At 29.6% G+C, this 16,018-nt stretch carries 12 protein-coding genes; 4 read left to right on the forward strand and 8 right to left on the reverse strand.

Going from position 1 to position 16,018, the window contains the following annotated elements; all coding sequences use genetic code 11:
• Nucleotides 1–22: 22 nt before the first annotated feature.
• Both Lupro_RS00375 and Lupro_RS00380 read right to left on the reverse strand, forming a co-directional pair.
• Complete coding sequence (locus Lupro_RS00375) at nt 23–319, reverse strand: putative quinol monooxygenase (RefSeq protein WP_068205527.1); 297 nt, start codon at nt 317–319, stop codon at nt 23–25.
• Nucleotides 320–341: 22 nt separating this feature from the next.
• The gene (locus Lupro_RS00380; RefSeq protein WP_068205528.1) at nt 342–1,172 is read right to left on the reverse strand and encodes an SAM hydrolase/SAM-dependent halogenase family protein; all 831 of its coding nucleotides are present in this window, start codon (nt 1,170–1,172) and stop codon (nt 342–344) included.
• A 183-nt stretch (nt 1,173–1,355) separates the two neighbouring features.
• Here Lupro_RS00380 and Lupro_RS00385 point away from each other — a divergent pair, with 183 nt between their 5' ends.
• Nucleotides 1,356–2,309 carry a PhoH family protein gene (locus tag Lupro_RS00385; protein WP_068205529.1) on the forward strand — a complete coding sequence of 318 codons (954 nt, stop codon included), beginning with the start codon at nt 1,356–1,358 and terminating at the stop codon, nt 2,307–2,309.
• A 26-nt stretch (nt 2,310–2,335) separates the two neighbouring features.
• Nucleotides 2,336–3,286 (forward strand): phosphoribosylaminoimidazolesuccinocarboxamide synthase, encoded by a 951-nt coding sequence (locus Lupro_RS00390; RefSeq protein ID WP_068205530.1) that lies wholly within the window; start codon nt 2,336–2,338, stop codon nt 3,284–3,286.
• Between the two features lie 178 nt (nt 3,287–3,464).
• Here the strand turns inward: Lupro_RS00390 and Lupro_RS00395 are convergent, their stop codons facing one another.
• The 6 genes from Lupro_RS00395 to Lupro_RS00420 form a co-directional block, all read right to left on the reverse strand.
• Nucleotides 3,465–4,895 carry a bifunctional metallophosphatase/5'-nucleotidase gene (locus Lupro_RS00395; RefSeq protein ID WP_068205531.1) on the reverse strand — a complete coding sequence of 477 codons (1,431 nt, stop codon included), beginning with the start codon at nt 4,893–4,895 and terminating at the stop codon, nt 3,465–3,467.
• A gap of 38 nt (nt 4,896–4,933) precedes the next feature.
• Nucleotides 4,934–5,374: a hypothetical protein gene (locus tag Lupro_RS00400; RefSeq protein WP_068205532.1), complete on the reverse strand. Its 441-nt coding sequence runs from the start codon at nt 5,372–5,374 to the stop codon at nt 4,934–4,936.
• A gap of 75 nt (nt 5,375–5,449) precedes the next feature.
• Nucleotides 5,450–7,354: a membrane protein insertase YidC gene (gene yidC / locus Lupro_RS00405; RefSeq protein ID WP_068205533.1), complete on the reverse strand. Its 1,905-nt coding sequence runs from the start codon at nt 7,352–7,354 to the stop codon at nt 5,450–5,452.
• 111 nt (nt 7,355–7,465) lie between these two features.
• A complete protein-coding gene (locus tag Lupro_RS00410) occupies nt 7,466–9,079 on the reverse strand; it encodes a CTP synthase (RefSeq protein WP_068205534.1) in 1,614 nt (537 codons plus the stop codon).
• A 75-nt stretch (nt 9,080–9,154) separates the two neighbouring features.
• Nucleotides 9,155–11,326, reverse strand: a complete 2,172-nt coding sequence (locus Lupro_RS00415; RefSeq protein ID WP_068205535.1) for a carbohydrate binding family 9 domain-containing protein — start codon at nt 11,324–11,326, stop codon at nt 9,155–9,157.
• 431 nt (nt 11,327–11,757) lie between these two features.
• Entirely contained in the window at nt 11,758–12,639 is an 882-nt protein-coding gene (locus Lupro_RS00420) for an SDR family oxidoreductase (RefSeq protein ID WP_068205536.1), read from the reverse strand.
• Nucleotides 12,640–12,829: 190 nt separating this feature from the next.
• Here Lupro_RS00420 and rpmH point away from each other — a divergent pair, with 190 nt between their 5' ends.
• Nucleotides 12,830–12,991, forward strand: a complete 162-nt coding sequence (gene rpmH / locus Lupro_RS00425; protein ID WP_068205537.1) for a 50S ribosomal protein L34 — start codon at nt 12,830–12,832, stop codon at nt 12,989–12,991.
• A 142-nt stretch (nt 12,992–13,133) separates the two neighbouring features.
• Complete coding sequence (gene carB, locus Lupro_RS00430) at nt 13,134–15,983, forward strand: carbamoyl-phosphate synthase large subunit (protein ID WP_068205538.1); 2,850 nt, start codon at nt 13,134–13,136, stop codon at nt 15,981–15,983.
• Nucleotides 15,984–16,018: the final 35 nt, after the last annotated feature.

Genomic DNA, 16,018 nt, shown 5'->3' on the forward strand with positions numbered 1-16,018 from the left:
TTATAAAAGTACTTATATTGTTTTAAGGTAAACTTTCAACAGTATCAACGCTCCAAGCCTCAGGTTTGTTGTTGAATAGGATTTTTGTTTTTTTCCAAACAGTTTTAAAGAGATCAGAATTTTTATAAGCTTCTAAATGAGATTCAGATTCCCAATAACTATAAGTAAAAAAGATAGATGGGTTATTTTTATCTCTTAATAATTCTAAATAGTGACAACCTTCAAAATTTTGTATTTTCTTTTTGTTATTATTAAAATTTTCAAGAAACAAATCAATTTTGTCAATATCAAAACTCATTTTCACAATTCTTTTAAACATAAAGTAGATTTAAAATTAAAATTTATAAAAATTTAATGGTTAATACATCTCTATAATTTAAACCTAAAAGAGAAAATGCACCACCAACAGTATTGGAATTACTTCTGTACATTGCAATTTCTAGATAATTTGCAGAGTTAAAAATAGCCATTCTTGTACCATCTTTTTGTCGTTGTTCTTTAGGTAATGAAAAATCAACAATATCACTGTATTTGGTGTAAATTTCTTTAAAAATATACCTGTTGGCAATTACTTCAAAAGCTCTTCCTTTGCCAACTTCTTGAAATATTTTTTTACTAATATTGCTAATAGAATTTCCGTAATTATCTACATAAATTATATTTCCTGAAATTGTTGTGTTATCTGCAGAGATACTAGGTTGCAATTCTATTATTTGTCTAAATTTTGGAATAACTTTCCCAATAACTTCTAATGTTCCTCCACGTGCTATATGGCATGCAACTTTCACAAAAACATCTAATACAGGAAAACTAGTTTTAATTCGGTCATGAATATTTATTTCAACTATTTTTTCTGGTTGTATTTCTGCTGCCAATAATGAGATAACACCATTATCTGGGCATATAAAAAAATGATTATCTAATTTTAATGCAATGTGTTTGTTTTCACTATTTAATTCAGAGTCTACACCTATAATATGAATACTTCCTTCAGGAAAACTCTTATATGCATTTTTTAGAATATAAGCTGTTTCTGTTATGTTAAAAGGAGAAATAAGGTGTGATATATCAACAATTCTGGCATTGGGTAATTCAGTATATATGGTGCCTTTTATTGCACCAACAAAATGGTCTTTAGTCCCAAAATCAGTAGTTAAAGTAATTATTGACATATAAAATAAAAGCGATTTTTTTACAAACAAAAAGTTATAAATTCTTAATAAAATGTTTAAAACTTATTAACGAAAATATAAAGTTTGTTATTTGATATTGATTACATTTGTTATGCAAATCTAATGAAATATTCGGTTATTTAACATACATTTTTTATTTAAACATTATAACACCACTATCATTTGAACGAACGTATTATTGAACTGACAGAGATTAATCCAAACGATATGTTTGGCACTCAAAATGAGAATGTAGAAATTTTAAAAAAATATTTTCCAAAACTTAAACTTGTAGCAAGGGGTAATGAACTTAAGGCTTATGGAGAACCTGAAATTTTAGATGAATTTGAAAAGAGAATGAGAATGTTAATTACTCATTTTAACAGGTACAATAAGCTAGATGAAAATAGCATTGAACGTGTTTTAACTTCAAATGGAAATGAGCATAAAAGCTCAAAATTAAGTGATGGAATATTGGTACATGGTGTAAATGGAAGATTAATTAAAGCACAAACAACCAATCAAAGAAGAATAGTTGAGTTAATGACTAAAAACGATATGCTTTTTGCTATTGGCCCTGCAGGTACTGGAAAAACATATACAGCGGTTGCATTGGCTGTAAGAGCTTTGAAAGAAAAAGAAGTACGGAAAATAGTTTTAACGCGTCCTGCTGTTGAATCTGGTGAAAATTTAGGTTTTTTACCAGGTGATTTAAAAGAAAAATTAGATCCATACATGCAACCATTATACGATGCGTTGCGTGATATGATACCACACGAAAGATTAAATTCATATATAGAAAAAGGAATTATACAAATAGCTCCATTAGCGTTCATGAGAGGTAGAACTTTAGATCACGCATTTGTAATTTTAGATGAAGCTCAAAATACAACACATAATCAAATGAAAATGTTTTTGACTCGAATGGGTAAAAGCGCAAAATTTTTGGTTACTGGAGACCCCGGTCAAATAGATTTGCCTAGGCGTCAGGTTTCAGGCTTAAAAGAAGCGATACTTACTTTAAAGGAAGTTAAAGGTATTGCTTTTGTGCATTTAGATGATAAGGATGTAATAAGACATAAATTAGTGAGGCAAATAATTTCAGCATATAAAAGTATTGAAGTAGGAAATGATTAGTTTAATTAATAATTAGCAACAATAAAATGGGTAACACAATAAATAATACGGCATTTAATTTCCCAAATCAAAAATCGGTTTACAAGGGAAAAGTACGTGAAGTTTATAATATTAATAATGAATTGCTGGTTATGATTGCTACCGATCGTCTGTCTGCTTTTGATGTAATTATGCCTAAACAAATACCATTTAAAGGTCAAATATTAAATCAGATAGCAGCTAAAATGATGGAAGCAACAAAAGATATTGTTCCAAATTGGATTATTGCTATTCCAGATCCAAATGTTGCTGTTGGTCATTTATGTACTCCTTTCAAAGTTGAAATGGTTATTCGCGGTTATTTATCAGGGCATGCAGCACGTGAATACAAAGCAGGGAAAAGAATGCTTTGTGGAGTTTCTATGCCTGAAGGAATGAATGAAAATGATAAATTTCCTGAACCAATTATAACACCTGCAACAAAAGCAGAAGAAGGAAATCACGATGAAGATATTTCAAAGGAAGCTATTATTGCTAGAGGTATTGTTTCAAAAGAAGATTATGAAATTTTAGAGAACTATACAAAAGCATTATTTAAACGCGGAACTGAAATTGCAGCAGAACGCGGTTTAATTTTAGTAGATACAAAATATGAATTTGGAAAAACAAAAGAAGGTAAAATTATTTTAATTGATGAAATTCATACACCAGATTCTTCTCGTTATTTTTATGCTGAAGGTTATAAAGAAAGGCAAAATAGAGGAGAAGCTCAAAAACAATTATCTAAAGAGTTTGTCCGTCAATGGTTAATTGCAAATGATTTTCAAGGATTAGAAGGTCAAAAAGTTCCAGAAATGACAGATGAAAAAATCAATGAAATTTCTGAACGTTATATTGAATTATATGAGAATATTACAGGTGAAACTTTTGTAAAATCAGATGTTTCTAACATATTGAAACGTATTGAAAATAATGTAGTTACTTTTTTGAATACGTAAATTTAATTGTCCGTAAAATTCCTGAATTTAAGGTGTATGTCAGTCTGAACTTGTCATATTAAGCACCGTCGAAATAGCATTTTACAATCGTTTAAATTAACAGAACAGCGAGAGACCCTGAAATAAATTTAAGATGACGATAACCATTTGACTAAAAGTGAGTACATACTTAAATTTACTATTCAAATTTAAAATAGTTGTTATAGGAAGTATAATTGATTGGGCTTGTATTATTTTTTAGATAATCAATAATTCCTTCTGCAGTTGTATACGTTTTATATAAAGGTGTTTGTGTAAAATAACTGTCGTAAACAGCAGGAATATAATCGTTTAATCCTATTGTTAGGCTAAAATTATCACTCAAAATTTCTTGATTATCATTTTTTATTACAATATCATTTCCTTGCTGTTCAATTGTACCTCCAGAATAATAAAATCCAGTGCCACTGCCTTTTAAGAAGTTTTTAATTTCGCTAACAGTCATTGTATAGATAACGCTTCCGTTGTTAAACGGGTCAATAGTATAAATTTCTCGTTTTAAAATGTCACCTTCATTTAAACTTGCTCTTATACCTCCTGTATTTTGAAATGTTAAACCAACATTCATTTTATTTCTTAAAATATCTGTATAAAAATAGCCAACCTGTGATCTGGTATGGTTTGTTTCAGCATAGCCAATCACCTCATCTAAATTAGCATCTTCATTATAAGTGTCAATTAATGATTTTAGTGTAGAATCAAAATTAGTATAGGTTGATAAATCAATTAAATTATAGGTTAAGCTTTCAATTTTTTTATCTTTTAAAATTATTTTAATTTTACCTAAGTAATTTAAATTTGAACCTGCTTGAAATATAGGTGTATTATTTACAATTGTATTTGTTATTGAATGAGAATGCCCTCCAATAATTAAATCAAAATAAGGATAGTTGTTTGCTATGTAGGTATCTGTTGATACTCCTAAATGAGTAAGCGCAATATATAAATCAGCGTCTACTGTTTCTTTTAGTTGTGAATACTTATTTATTACAGAAGTATATTTTTGAAAAATTAAATTTTGAACTCGCCAAGGGTGTGTTGAAGGAATAATAGCATCTTTTTTCCCATTGGTTTCAACCAATCCCAAAAAAGTTACTTTTACATCATTTTTTGTAATTGTTTTATATTCATTTGGTTCTGGAATTCCAGTAGTATTCATATCAACATTGGCACAAACCCAATCGAATTGAGATTGTAGAATTCTATCTTTTAAAATTGTTTCACCGTAGTCAAACTCGTGATTGCCAATTGTGGAAATATCAAACCCAACTTTATTCATAATAGCTATCATAGGGAATCCTTTTTCTTCATAATTATCAACTACAGGATTGCCTGAAAATATATCTCCAGCACAAACAACAATAACAGTTGTTTGTTCTTTTTCTTTATCAATAATATATTTTATTTTAGAAAAATTATCAAGTTTTCCATGTTGGTCATTTATGTGGAAAATGGTTATTTCTTTGCTTTTATTTTGTGGGGTTGAAACAGGAATATTTCCTTTATTTGAACAACTTAAAAAAAAGAATAAAATAAAGTTTATTACTAAATATAGTCTTAATAATTTCATGGGTAATTTATTTGAAATCAAAATTACTTAAAAAGCAGTTAGTTTTTCAAACTTTCTTTGATTTCAATAATATTATCTATTGAAATACTTTTAATATTAAGCCATTCCAAAGCTCGTTTGCTTGTAGAAAAAATTTCTATAGTAACTAATGAATTACTCTCTTGTTGTTTGATTTTATATAAAGTTGCAGAAACTACTTGTTTTGGAGTGCTTGTAAGTACAGCAATATTTCTTCTTTCTCCTTTAGTTAGTAATTCTTTTGCGAAAAAACCGACAGATTTAGTTATATCATTTTTGGTAGTGTTAAAAGTAACATCCTTAAAATCAATCAAATGATTTAAACCTAGGTAAAATTTGGGATCAGATATCTTTTTTTTAACGAATTTAATAAATGATTCAAATTCTAGAATTCCTGAATGGTACTCTATTACAAGATTGTGTTCTTTTAAAATTTTATAGCGACTTATTAAACCTGACATTTATCATATTTTGAAGCTAAAATAATAAAAAAGCCGCAAAATATTTACATTTTGCGGCTTAAAATTTGGGTGTAATTATTTTTTCCTTTTTTGTTTTGCCTGTTGTTCTTGCGCTTGTTTCATAGCGTCATTTAAACGTTTACGAAATTTACCTTCTTTTTTAGGCTTCTTTTTATTTTCTTGAATTTTTGCGTGAATCTTATCTTCATCAATAATGTAATTTTTAATTACCAGCATAATTGTAATGGTTAATAAGTTTGATACAAAATAGTATAAACTTAAACTACTGGCATACATATTAAAGAAAATTAGCATCATCACAGGAGAGAAGTACATCATCATTTTCATCATCTTTTGCATATCAGGCATTCCTTCTTGTGCTGGAGCTTGCATATTCATTTGCTGACTTTGACTCATTCTCATATAGAAGAAAATAGCCACAGATGCTAATATTGGAAATAAGCTAATATGATCTCCATATAGAGGAATTTTAAATGGAAGTTGATATACAGAGTCATAGGCAGATAAATCTGTAGCCCATAAAAAACTTTGTTGCCTTAAGTCAATATTTGCAGGGAAAAATCTGAATAAAGCAAAAAACACAGGCATTTGTAGCAATGCAGGAATACAACCTGCCAATGGACTAACACCAGCTTTACTTTGTAATGCCATAGTTTCTTGTTGGCGTTTCATAGCATTTTCTTTACCAGGAAGGCGTTTGTTTATTTCTTCCATTTCAGGTTTTAAAACCTTCATTTTAGCACTTGATAAATAGGATTTATAAACTAGTGGCGACATAAAAATTCTTACAATAATTGTAAGTAAAATAATAATCAAACCATAACTGCCAATAAATCCTTTTAAGAAGTTAAAAATAGGTATAAATACAGATCTATTAATAAATCCAAAAATTCCCCAACCAAGGTTTATAACCTCTTTGATATTACGATCGTATTTTTTTAGAATTTGATAATCATTTGGTCCAATATACCAATTCATTTTGTAGTTAAATTCTCCGTTTTCTAATTCCAAAGGCGTTTTTAAATAGAATTCTTTAGTAAAAACAGTATCAATTTCTTCGTCTTCTACAAGGTTGTTAGAAGCTAAATTGGCATTGTTAAATCCTTTTTCAGTAATTAATATTGAAGAGAAAAATTGTTGTTTAAAGGCAACCCAATTTACATCATTTTCAATGGCACTATCATCACTTGACATAGATAGGTAATCAATATTCTCATCATCTTTTTCATAATACAATTCGGTGTGTTGATTTTCATATTGAATACTTTTTTCGTGTCTATATCCTTTTAAATTCCAATCTAAACCAACTGTTTGCGCTGTGTTTAATGATGAATTTAAACCTTGAGATTGTATATTGAAATCAACCATGTACTCATTTGGTTTCATTTCATAGCGATATTCTAAGTACTTATCATTGGCAACTTTCAGTTTCATTGAAAGCACTTGGTTTTCACCATTTTTTGAGAGTGTTGGTTCAAAAAATAAATCTTTTGTATTTAAAGTTCTATTATCGTTTGTGCCAAAACTAATATTAAAAGATGCATTATGATTTTTTATTAAATAAAGCGGTAAAGAATCATAAGTGGTGAATTTTTTTAGCAGTGCTTCTTTAATTTGACCACCTTTATTTGATATGACTAATTTTAGTACATCATTTTCAAGAATTGTCTCGTTATCTAGGGCTGAAGGAAGTGTTGCTGAATAAGCAAAATCACCTAACTGCGCTTGTATTTTGGATAAAGATAGAGAGTCTGTTACTTGTAAAATAGGTTCTCTAACATTTTTTATATTTACAGTATCTGTACTAGTTTTTTTTATTTGAACGTCCTCTGTTTTTGCTTTTTCCTGAGCTTTAAGTTCTTCAGGTGTTGGTTGATTGCTATACATCCACCATAGCATTATTGCGCCTAATAATACAAATCCTATAAGTGAATTAAAATCGAATTTCTTTTCTTCCATATGAGTAATTAAAATGTCAGTTTGTCAGTTGTTATTCAACAATACGTTTAAAAAGACCGACAAATGTACTAAATGTATTGTTATAATTGGGTTTTTATTAATGAATCTATGTTAGCTCAAAGAGTGTTCCAAAGAAGCTTTTACAAAATCTACAAATAAGGGGTGTGGATTCAATACTGTACTTCTGTATTCGGGATGATATTGTACACCTATAAACCAAGGGTGAGAAGGAATTTCAATTACCTCAACTAAATTGGTTTTCGGGTTTTTCCCAGTTGCTATCATTCCTGCTTTTTCAATTTGTGATAAAAAATCGTTATTAAATTCATATCTATGCCTATGACGTTCACTAATTAGATTTTTAGTATAAATACTTTTCACCTTACTATTTTTTTCTAATTTACAATCCCAACTACCCAAACGCATTGTACCACCATAATTGGTAATACTTTTTTGCTCTTCCATTAAATCAATAACAGGATAAGGTGTTTTATTGTCCATTTCGGTTGAATTGGCGTTTTTTAAGCCTAAAACATTTCTTGAAAATTCAATAACTGCCATTTGCATTCCTAAACAAATGCCTAAAAAGGGAATGTTGTTTTCACGTGCGTATTTTACAGCTTCAATTTTTCCTTCTATGCCACGTTCACCAAAACCAGGAGCTACTAAAATTCCATTTAAATGGTTTAATTTTTTTTGAACATTATCTTTAGTTAGTTCTTCAGAGTGTATCCAATTAATATTAACTTTTACTTCATTTTTAGCGCCAGCGTGTATAAAAGATTCAGAAATAGATTTATAAGCATCATGTAATTCTACATATTTACCAATAAGTCCAATTTCAATGGTGTTTTTAGGTGTTTTAAAACCCTTTAAAAAATTATTCCATTCTTTTAATTGTGGGTTTTTGCCTAAAGGAAGTTTTAATTTTTTTAAAACAACTTTATCCAACCCTTCTTCAAGCATTAAATTTGGAACGTCATAAATGGTTTCAGCATCAATAGATTCTATAACATCTTCTTTTTTCACATTACAAAATAATGCTAATTTATTTTTTATAGAGTCGGAAATTTTATGTTCAGTTCTACACACTAGAATATCAGGGCTTACACCACTTTGCATTAGCATTTTTACTGAATGTTGCGTTGGTTTTGTTTTTAATTCACCTGCTGCTGCTAAATAAGGAATTAGGGTTAAATGAACAACAATGGCATTTTCATGACCTAATCCCCATAATAATTGGCGAACAGATTCAATATATGGTAAAGATTCAATATCTCCAACAGTACCGCCAATTTCAGTTATTATAATATTAAATTCTCCCGTGTTTCCTAATAGTTGAATTCTACGTTTAATTTCATTAGTTATATGTGGAATTACTTGTACAGTTTTACCTAAATACTCGCCTTTACGTTCTTTATTTATGACAGATTGATAAATTCTACCTGTGGTAACGTTATTGGCTTGTGAGGTAGGAATATTTAAAAAACGCTCATAGTGCCCTAAATCTAAATCGGTTTCAGCTCCGTCATCAGTCACAAAACATTCACCATGTTCGTATGGGTTTAAAGTTCCTGGGTCAATGTTTATGTATGGATCTAATTTCTGAATAGTTACAGAGTAGCCTCTTTCTTGTAAAAGTTTAGCTAAAGAAGCCGCAATTATACCTTTTCCAAGCGAAGAAGTAACACCTCCTGTTACAAAAACGTATTTAGTGTTTTTCATTGTTATTTGGTTTGGGCAAAAGTACTAACTCTATTTTAGTTGGCAAAAAAAGAAACCTCAAATATTTCTAATTATTTAGAACGTAAATCTCCAAATAAATTTAGCAGCACCGTTATTTATTATAGGTCTTATAAAGTTGGCCTGTTTAATAGGTGTGTAACCATTGTTCCAAACAAAATAAAAATCACTACCAATTTTTGGTATCCAATGAATTCTAAAATTAGTAAGTAATTGATCTTCTTCTGAATTGTATTGACTTAGTAAAGTAATATTAAATTTAGTATTGAAGGCATAACTTAATGTTGAAATAAATTGCTGAATATTATCTTTCGCAGTATCTATTTCAATTAAGTTATTTTCATATTGTTGAGTTAGGTTAAAATGTTTATTGATATTTAAACCAAACAAGGCAGTTATTTTTTCAATATTACCATTGTAAAAGGTACCTTTATTATATTGAATTTCAGTAAAAAATTTTCTTCCTTGAAATGAACTGATTTGAAATTCATAGGCATGCATATAATATTTTCCAGTATCGATAGATATATTATCTGATAAATTAAAAGATTCATCAATTCTATCGAAAGATTGTTGGAGATTAAATTCAAAAGTATCACCAGAGTTTAGTATAAACCCAAAAGGCCTTATTTCATTTGAATATGATTCTAGTTCATGAGTGGTTTGTGTACGGTAAATGGTATATTGCCAAGGCTTAAAAACCATTTTTCTAATGCCTAAATTGGTAAACCACCTAGGTGTAAATCTTAGACCCCAAGAGAATGATTCAAAATTGGTACGTGTTAAAAAACCAAGCTCAGGAGAGAAATTATTTTGTACTGAAGAAATACCAATATAATTGTCAATTAAATCATTTGGATAATCTACATACAAACGATAAGCTAAGGAATTATTCTCTACATTTCCATTGTTAGCACTTAAACTAATTAATGCGCCAATTGCTAAATTTTTATCTTTTAAAAAATTAGAAGTAGTATAATTCCCATCTATTCCTAAAACAATATTTTGATGATTGTTTTCTAGTTTTGAAGTTATAATACCTCCAATGTATGATTGAGAACCTACATCATATTTATATCTAAACACACTATTGTTTACTGTGGGTATATTATCTGTAGCTGCCGTTTGTAATGATAAAAAGCCAATATTATTTTTGCCAATTTTCCCAAATAAACGTGCACCTCCCAAAACATTTACACTTTGAAAGTTCTCAATTCCAATATTACGTGAATAAAAAACACTATTTCTATTTCCGATATAAAAATCAAAGTTTCCTGCACCTTCAAGAAAAAACTCTCTTTTTTCAGGGTAATATAAGTTGAAACGTGTTAGGTTTATTTGTAATACATCAGATTCTACCTGAGCAAAATCGGTATTAACAGTTAAGTTTAGTTTTAATGTGGGGGTAATATTATAATTTAAATCAGCGCCAATTTTACCAATACCGCTATAGGAAATTTTATCATTTTCTAAATTCCATCCTCCAAGTAAATATGGTTTGAGTTCAAATCTATCGGTGTATGATATATTTTCTAATCCAATCAATGTACCGGCAGAAGTAAAATTTTCTAAACTTAAGTCTCTAGACCATCCTTGCCAACGATCGGTTTCATTTTTATTTGCAATATTTCGTTCAAAATTAATACCCCAAATTTGCTTTTTATTATTTTTAAATTTTAAAGTATTAAATGGTATTTGTATTTCCACAAACCAGCCTTCATTTGTTATGGTGGCTACTGCGTCCCAAACACCATTCCAATCACTTGAGGTATTATCACTTGATGTTATTAATAAATCTGCTCTTGCACCGTAGGGGTTAACAATAAACTCATACCCGGTACGCTTATCATTAAAAGGGTTTATAACAATTTTAAAATTATCTTCCCCTTCAAAATTAAAATCTCGTTGCAGTGATTTTGCTATAATTTTTGTTGAAGGATGCTGATAGCACCATACAGCAATATATAATGTTGATGAATAATAAGAAATGGCAACTTTTGTTTTTTCAGTAGCAGGTTTTTCAAAATCGGGTTCACGTTGAATAAAATTAGAAATACTGTTTTTTTGTTGCCAAACTAATTCATTCAGTTTACCATCTAAAGTAATTTTGTTGGTTATTGGTGTGGCAATAGCAACATTTGAATCTTTTTTTTGTGCAAAAGAGAAAGAAAAATAGAATAGACTTAAAATTAAGAAAATTTCCCTTTTAAAATTAGAGTATTTCAACATGTCAAAGCAATTGATTAATATTTTCTATATCAGTTGAATAAATTATTGCTTTTGGTACTTGTAATAAATTAGTTACAATCCTTTCTACTTAATTTTATTAACCAAATTAAAATAATTAGATTTTCATTAAAATATTGGTAACCTTTAACAGGTTAAAATTAAATATAATTTTTTAACTAGGTGTAACATAAATATCACAGTTGATAATTTTAAAATTTTTAATGAATAAAATTACTTCTTTTAAGGTTCGTAGATAATTACCGAATACGAATTTATAATTTTCTTTGTTAGTGTTAGGTAAAGCGCAGTCGAGATCTATTTATATTTGATATAATTCTCGGCTGCGCTCGAACAGACAAATTTTAAAATTTAGATACTTAACACTCCATATTTTATCATTTTAAATATAATATGTAGCTATCTACTTACCTCTATAATTTCTTTTTTTTACTTCTTATCATCATTTCAAGCGTATCCCACATTTCTTCAGAAATTTCTTCAAGCATATTAAATTCTCCAGCACCTTTTAACCATTCTCCACCATCAATGGTAATTACCTCCCCGTTAACATAAGCAGAATAATCACTCATTAAATAGGCTGCCAAATTTGCTAATTCCTGATGCACCCCAACTCTACCAACAGGAACTTTCTTTTTCATATCAAATTTTTCTTTTAACTCACCTGGGAGTAATCTATCCCAAGCACCTTTTGTTGGAAAAGGGCCAGGTGCTATTGCGTTAGAACGTATTCCATATTTAGCCCATTCAACAGCTAAAGAACGTGTCATTGCAAGTACACCAGCTTTTGCTGTTGCAGAAGGAACTACATAGGCAGAACCGGTCCAAGCATATGTTGTTACAATATTTAAAATAGTAGATTTTGGTTGTTTTATTTTTATCCAGTGTTTACCAAAAGCTAAGGTGCAGTTTTTACTCCCTTTTAAAACAATATCAATAACGGTGTCAAAGGCATTTGAAGATAGGCGTTCTGTAGGGCTTATAAAATTTCCTGCGGCGTTATTAAGAAGCCCATCAACTTTACCAAACGTATTTAGCGTTTGAGTTAACACATTTTCAACTTCATTATAATTTCTTACATCGCATTGTACGGCCAAAACACTTCCACCTGTTTTTTCTTCTAATTCAATTTTTGCTTTCTCTAATTTTTCAATATTTCTTGAAGTAATAACTACACTTGCTCCAAGTTCTAAAAAATAAGTTGTCATGGCTTTTCCTAAGCCGCTTCCTCCACCGGTTACTACAATAATTTGACCTTTTAAACTATCTTCTTTGAGCATTGGTTTTTGATACATGTTTTATTGTTTTTAATTTGTATAAAAATATGTATTTTTTCTATTCTAAATATGAAAATATTTTTTTTATTTTTTTTTAAAATCTATTTGTCAAAAACAAAACTAATTGTATATTTGCCAACGCTTTTAGGGAGAGTTATTCTTGAAGAAGACAACAATATTAGAAACACGATTTTAAAATATATAAGCAATGCCAAAAAGAACATTTCAGCCATCAAAAAGAAAAAGAAGAAATAAGCACGGTTTTAGAGAACGTATGGCTAGTGCAACAGGAAGAAAAGTGTTGGCAAGAAGAAGAGCGAAAGGTAGAAAAAACTTAAGTGTATCTTCTGCTCCTAGACCTAAAAAATAATGAGATAATAGTTTTAAATATAAGGCGTTACTTTTTAGTAACGCCTTTTTTTATACCCTTTTAATAAGTTTTGAAAACTATTTAACTTAGTAAAACGAATTTTTATAGATATTTACAGTCAATAATATACAATTAATTACCAATGCCTAAAAACACAAACATAAAATCTGTTTTAATAATTGGATCGGGCCCAATTATTATCGGTCAAGCTTGTGAATTTGATTACTCTGGTTCTCAAGCAATTAGATCTCTTAAAGAAGAGGGAATTGAAGTGACTTTGATTAACTCAAATCCGGCTACAATTATGACGGATCCTTCTTTAGCTGATAACGTTTATTTAAAGCCATTAACAACAAAATCTATCATACAAATTCTAGAAATACATCCTGAAATAGATGCTGTACTGCCTACAATGGGTGGACAAACAGCATTAAATTTATGTATTGAAGCTGATGATAAAGGTATTTGGGATGATTTTAATGTAGCGCTTATAGGTGTTGATATAGCAGCTATTAATATTACTGAAGATAGAGAGCAGTTTAGAAAGTTAATGATTCAAATAGGGGTTGGGCAAGCACCATCAACAATAGCCAATTCATTTTTAAAAGGAAAAGAAATTGCACAAGAATATGGATTTCCATTAGTAATACGACCTTCATTTACATTGGGTGGTTTTGGAGCTTCAATAGTTTACGATAAAGAAGATTTTGATGATTTATTAAGTCGAGGGTTAGAAGCTTCCCCAATACATGAAGTAATTATAGATAAAGCTTTGTTAGGTTGGAAAGAATTTGAATTGGAATTGTTACGAGATAACAACGACAATGTAGTTATAATTTGTGCTATTGAAAATATGGATCCAATGGGAATTCATACAGGAGATTCAATTACTGTTGCTCCTGCTATGACTTTAAGTGATACTACATATCAAAGAATGCGTGATATGGCTATTCATATGATGCGTTCAATAGGAGATTTTGCAGGAGGTTGTAATGTACAGTTTGCTGTAAGCCCTGATGAAAAGGAAGATATAATTGCAATTGAGATAAATCCACGTGTTTCACGGTCTTCTGCATTGGCTTCAAAAGCAACGGGTTATCCTATTGCAAAAATTGCCGCAAAATTAGCACTAGGTTACCATTTAGATGAATTAAACAATCAAATAACCAAAACTACATCTGCTCTTTTTGAACCTACATTAGATTATGTAATTGTTAAAATACCACGTTGGAATTTTGATAAGTTTGAAGGCTCAGACAGAACTTTAGGGCTGCAAATGAAATCAGTTGGTGAAGTGATGGGGATTGGGCGTTCTTTTCAAGAAGCACTTCATAAAGCAACACAATCATTAGAAATTAAACGTAATGGTTTAGGCGCAGATGGAAAAGGAGAGAAAGATTACGATACTATTATTCAAAAATTAACCTATGCAAGTTGGGATCGCGTTTTTGTTATTTATGATGCTATTCAAATGGGGATTCCATTAAGTAGAATTTATGAAATAACAAAAATTGATATGTGGTTTTTAAAGCAATATGAAGAATTATTGGTTTTAGAAAATGAAATTTCTACATACAAATTAGGAGAATTAACCTATGAATTGTTACTAGAAGCAAAACAAAAAGGTTTTGCAGATAGGCAAATTGCACATATGTTGGGTTGCTGGGAGAGTGAAGTACACGCAAAAAGAATGAAATTAGGTGTTAATAGAGTTTTTAAACTAGTTGATACCTGTGCCGCAGAATTTGATGCTCAAACACCTTACTATTATTCAACATTTGAGAATAAAATGATTACTTCTAAAGGAAGTTGTGCAGATAATGAAAGTAAAGTTTCAAATAAGAGAAAAGTAGTTGTTTTAGGATCTGGCCCTAATAGAATAGGGCAAGGAATTGAATTTGATTATTGTTGTGTTCATGGGGTTTTAGCAGCTAAAGAAATGGGTTATGAAACTATTATGATAAACTGTAATCCAGAAACAGTTTCAACAGATTTTGATACCGCTGATAAATTGTATTTTGAACCCGTTTTTTGGGAACATATTTATGATATTATAAAACATGAAAAACCTGAAGGAGTTATTGTTCAACTAGGAGGTCAAACCGCTTTGAAATTAGCTGAAAAATTAGATAAATGGGGTGTGAAAATTATTGGTACTAGTTTTGAAGCCCTAGATTTAGCTGAAGATAGAAAGCGTTTTTCAGAATTATTGGTCGATTTAAAAATACCTTTTCCAAAATATGGGACAGCAACAACTGCTGATGAAGCTTCTGAAATAGCTGATAGTTTAGATTTCCCTATTTTGGTACGTCCTTCTTATGTTTTAGGTGGACAAGGAATGAAAATTGTAATTAACAAGGAAGAACTAGAAAAACATGTAGTAGATTTGCTTCGTAAAATTCCAAATAATATGTTGCTGTTAGACCATTATTTAGATGGGGCTATTGAGGCTGAAGCTGATGCTATTTGTGATGGAAAGGATATTTATATAATTGGAATTATGGAGCATATTGAGCCTTGTGGAGTGCATTCTGGAGATTCAAATGCAACATTGCCACCATTTAATTTGGGTGAATTTGTTATGCAACAAATTAAAGATCATACCAAAAATATTGCATTAGCTTTAAAAACTGTTGGGTTAATTAATATTCAGTTTGCTATAAAAGAGGATGTTGTTTATATAATTGAAGCTAACCCAAGAGCTTCACGTACGGTGCCTTTTATTTCAAAAGCATATCAAGAACCGTATGTTAATTATGCGACAAAAATAATGTTAGGAGAAAATAAAATAAAAGATTTTAAATTTAATCCACAATTAGAAGGTTTTGCTATTAAACAACCTGTATTTTCATTTAATAAGTTCCCTAATGTTGATAAAAAATTAGGACCAGAAATGAAATCTACAGGAGAAAGTATTCTATTTATAGATAGCTTAAAAGATGATCAATTTTACGAGTTGTATTCTCGTAGAAAAATGTATTTAAATAAGTAATTTAAAAGTCAAAATCATTTTTTTGTACTAAGCCA

It is taken from the genome of Lutibacter profundi (assembly GCF_001543325.1).
GTDB classification, from domain to species: Bacteria; Bacteroidota; Bacteroidia; order Flavobacteriales; family Flavobacteriaceae; genus Lutibacter; species Lutibacter profundi.

What these genes read in the sequence shown, in the direction of transcription:
- Lupro_RS00375 (WP_068205527.1), bottom strand. Translation starts at nt 319, where the DNA reads ATGTTTAAAAGAATTGTGAAAATGAGTTTTGATATTGACAAAATTGAT.
- Lupro_RS00380 (WP_068205528.1), bottom strand. Translation starts at nt 1,172, where the DNA reads ATGTCAATAATTACTTTAACTACTGATTTTGGGACTAAAGACCATTTT.
- Lupro_RS00390 (WP_068205530.1), top strand. Translation starts at nt 2,336, where the DNA reads ATGGGTAACACAATAAATAATACGGCATTTAATTTCCCAAATCAAAAA.
- Lupro_RS00395 (WP_068205531.1), bottom strand. Translation starts at nt 4,895, where the DNA reads ATGAAATTATTAAGACTATATTTAGTAATAAACTTTATTTTATTCTTT.
- Lupro_RS00400 (WP_068205532.1), bottom strand. Translation starts at nt 5,374, where the DNA reads ATGTCAGGTTTAATAAGTCGCTATAAAATTTTAAAAGAACACAATCTT.
- yidC (WP_068205533.1), bottom strand. Translation starts at nt 7,354, where the DNA reads ATGGAAGAAAAGAAATTCGATTTTAATTCACTTATAGGATTTGTATTA.
- Lupro_RS00410 (WP_068205534.1), bottom strand. Translation starts at nt 9,079, where the DNA reads ATGAAAAACACTAAATACGTTTTTGTAACAGGAGGTGTTACTTCTTCG.
- Lupro_RS00415 (WP_068205535.1), bottom strand. Translation starts at nt 11,326, where the DNA reads ATGTTGAAATACTCTAATTTTAAAAGGGAAATTTTCTTAATTTTAAGT.
- Lupro_RS00420 (WP_068205536.1), bottom strand. Translation starts at nt 12,639, where the DNA reads ATGTATCAAAAACCAATGCTCAAAGAAGATAGTTTAAAAGGTCAAATT.
- rpmH (WP_068205537.1), top strand. Translation starts at nt 12,830, where the DNA reads ATGCCAAAAAGAACATTTCAGCCATCAAAAAGAAAAAGAAGAAATAAG.
- carB (WP_068205538.1), top strand. Translation starts at nt 13,134, where the DNA reads ATGCCTAAAAACACAAACATAAAATCTGTTTTAATAATTGGATCGGGC.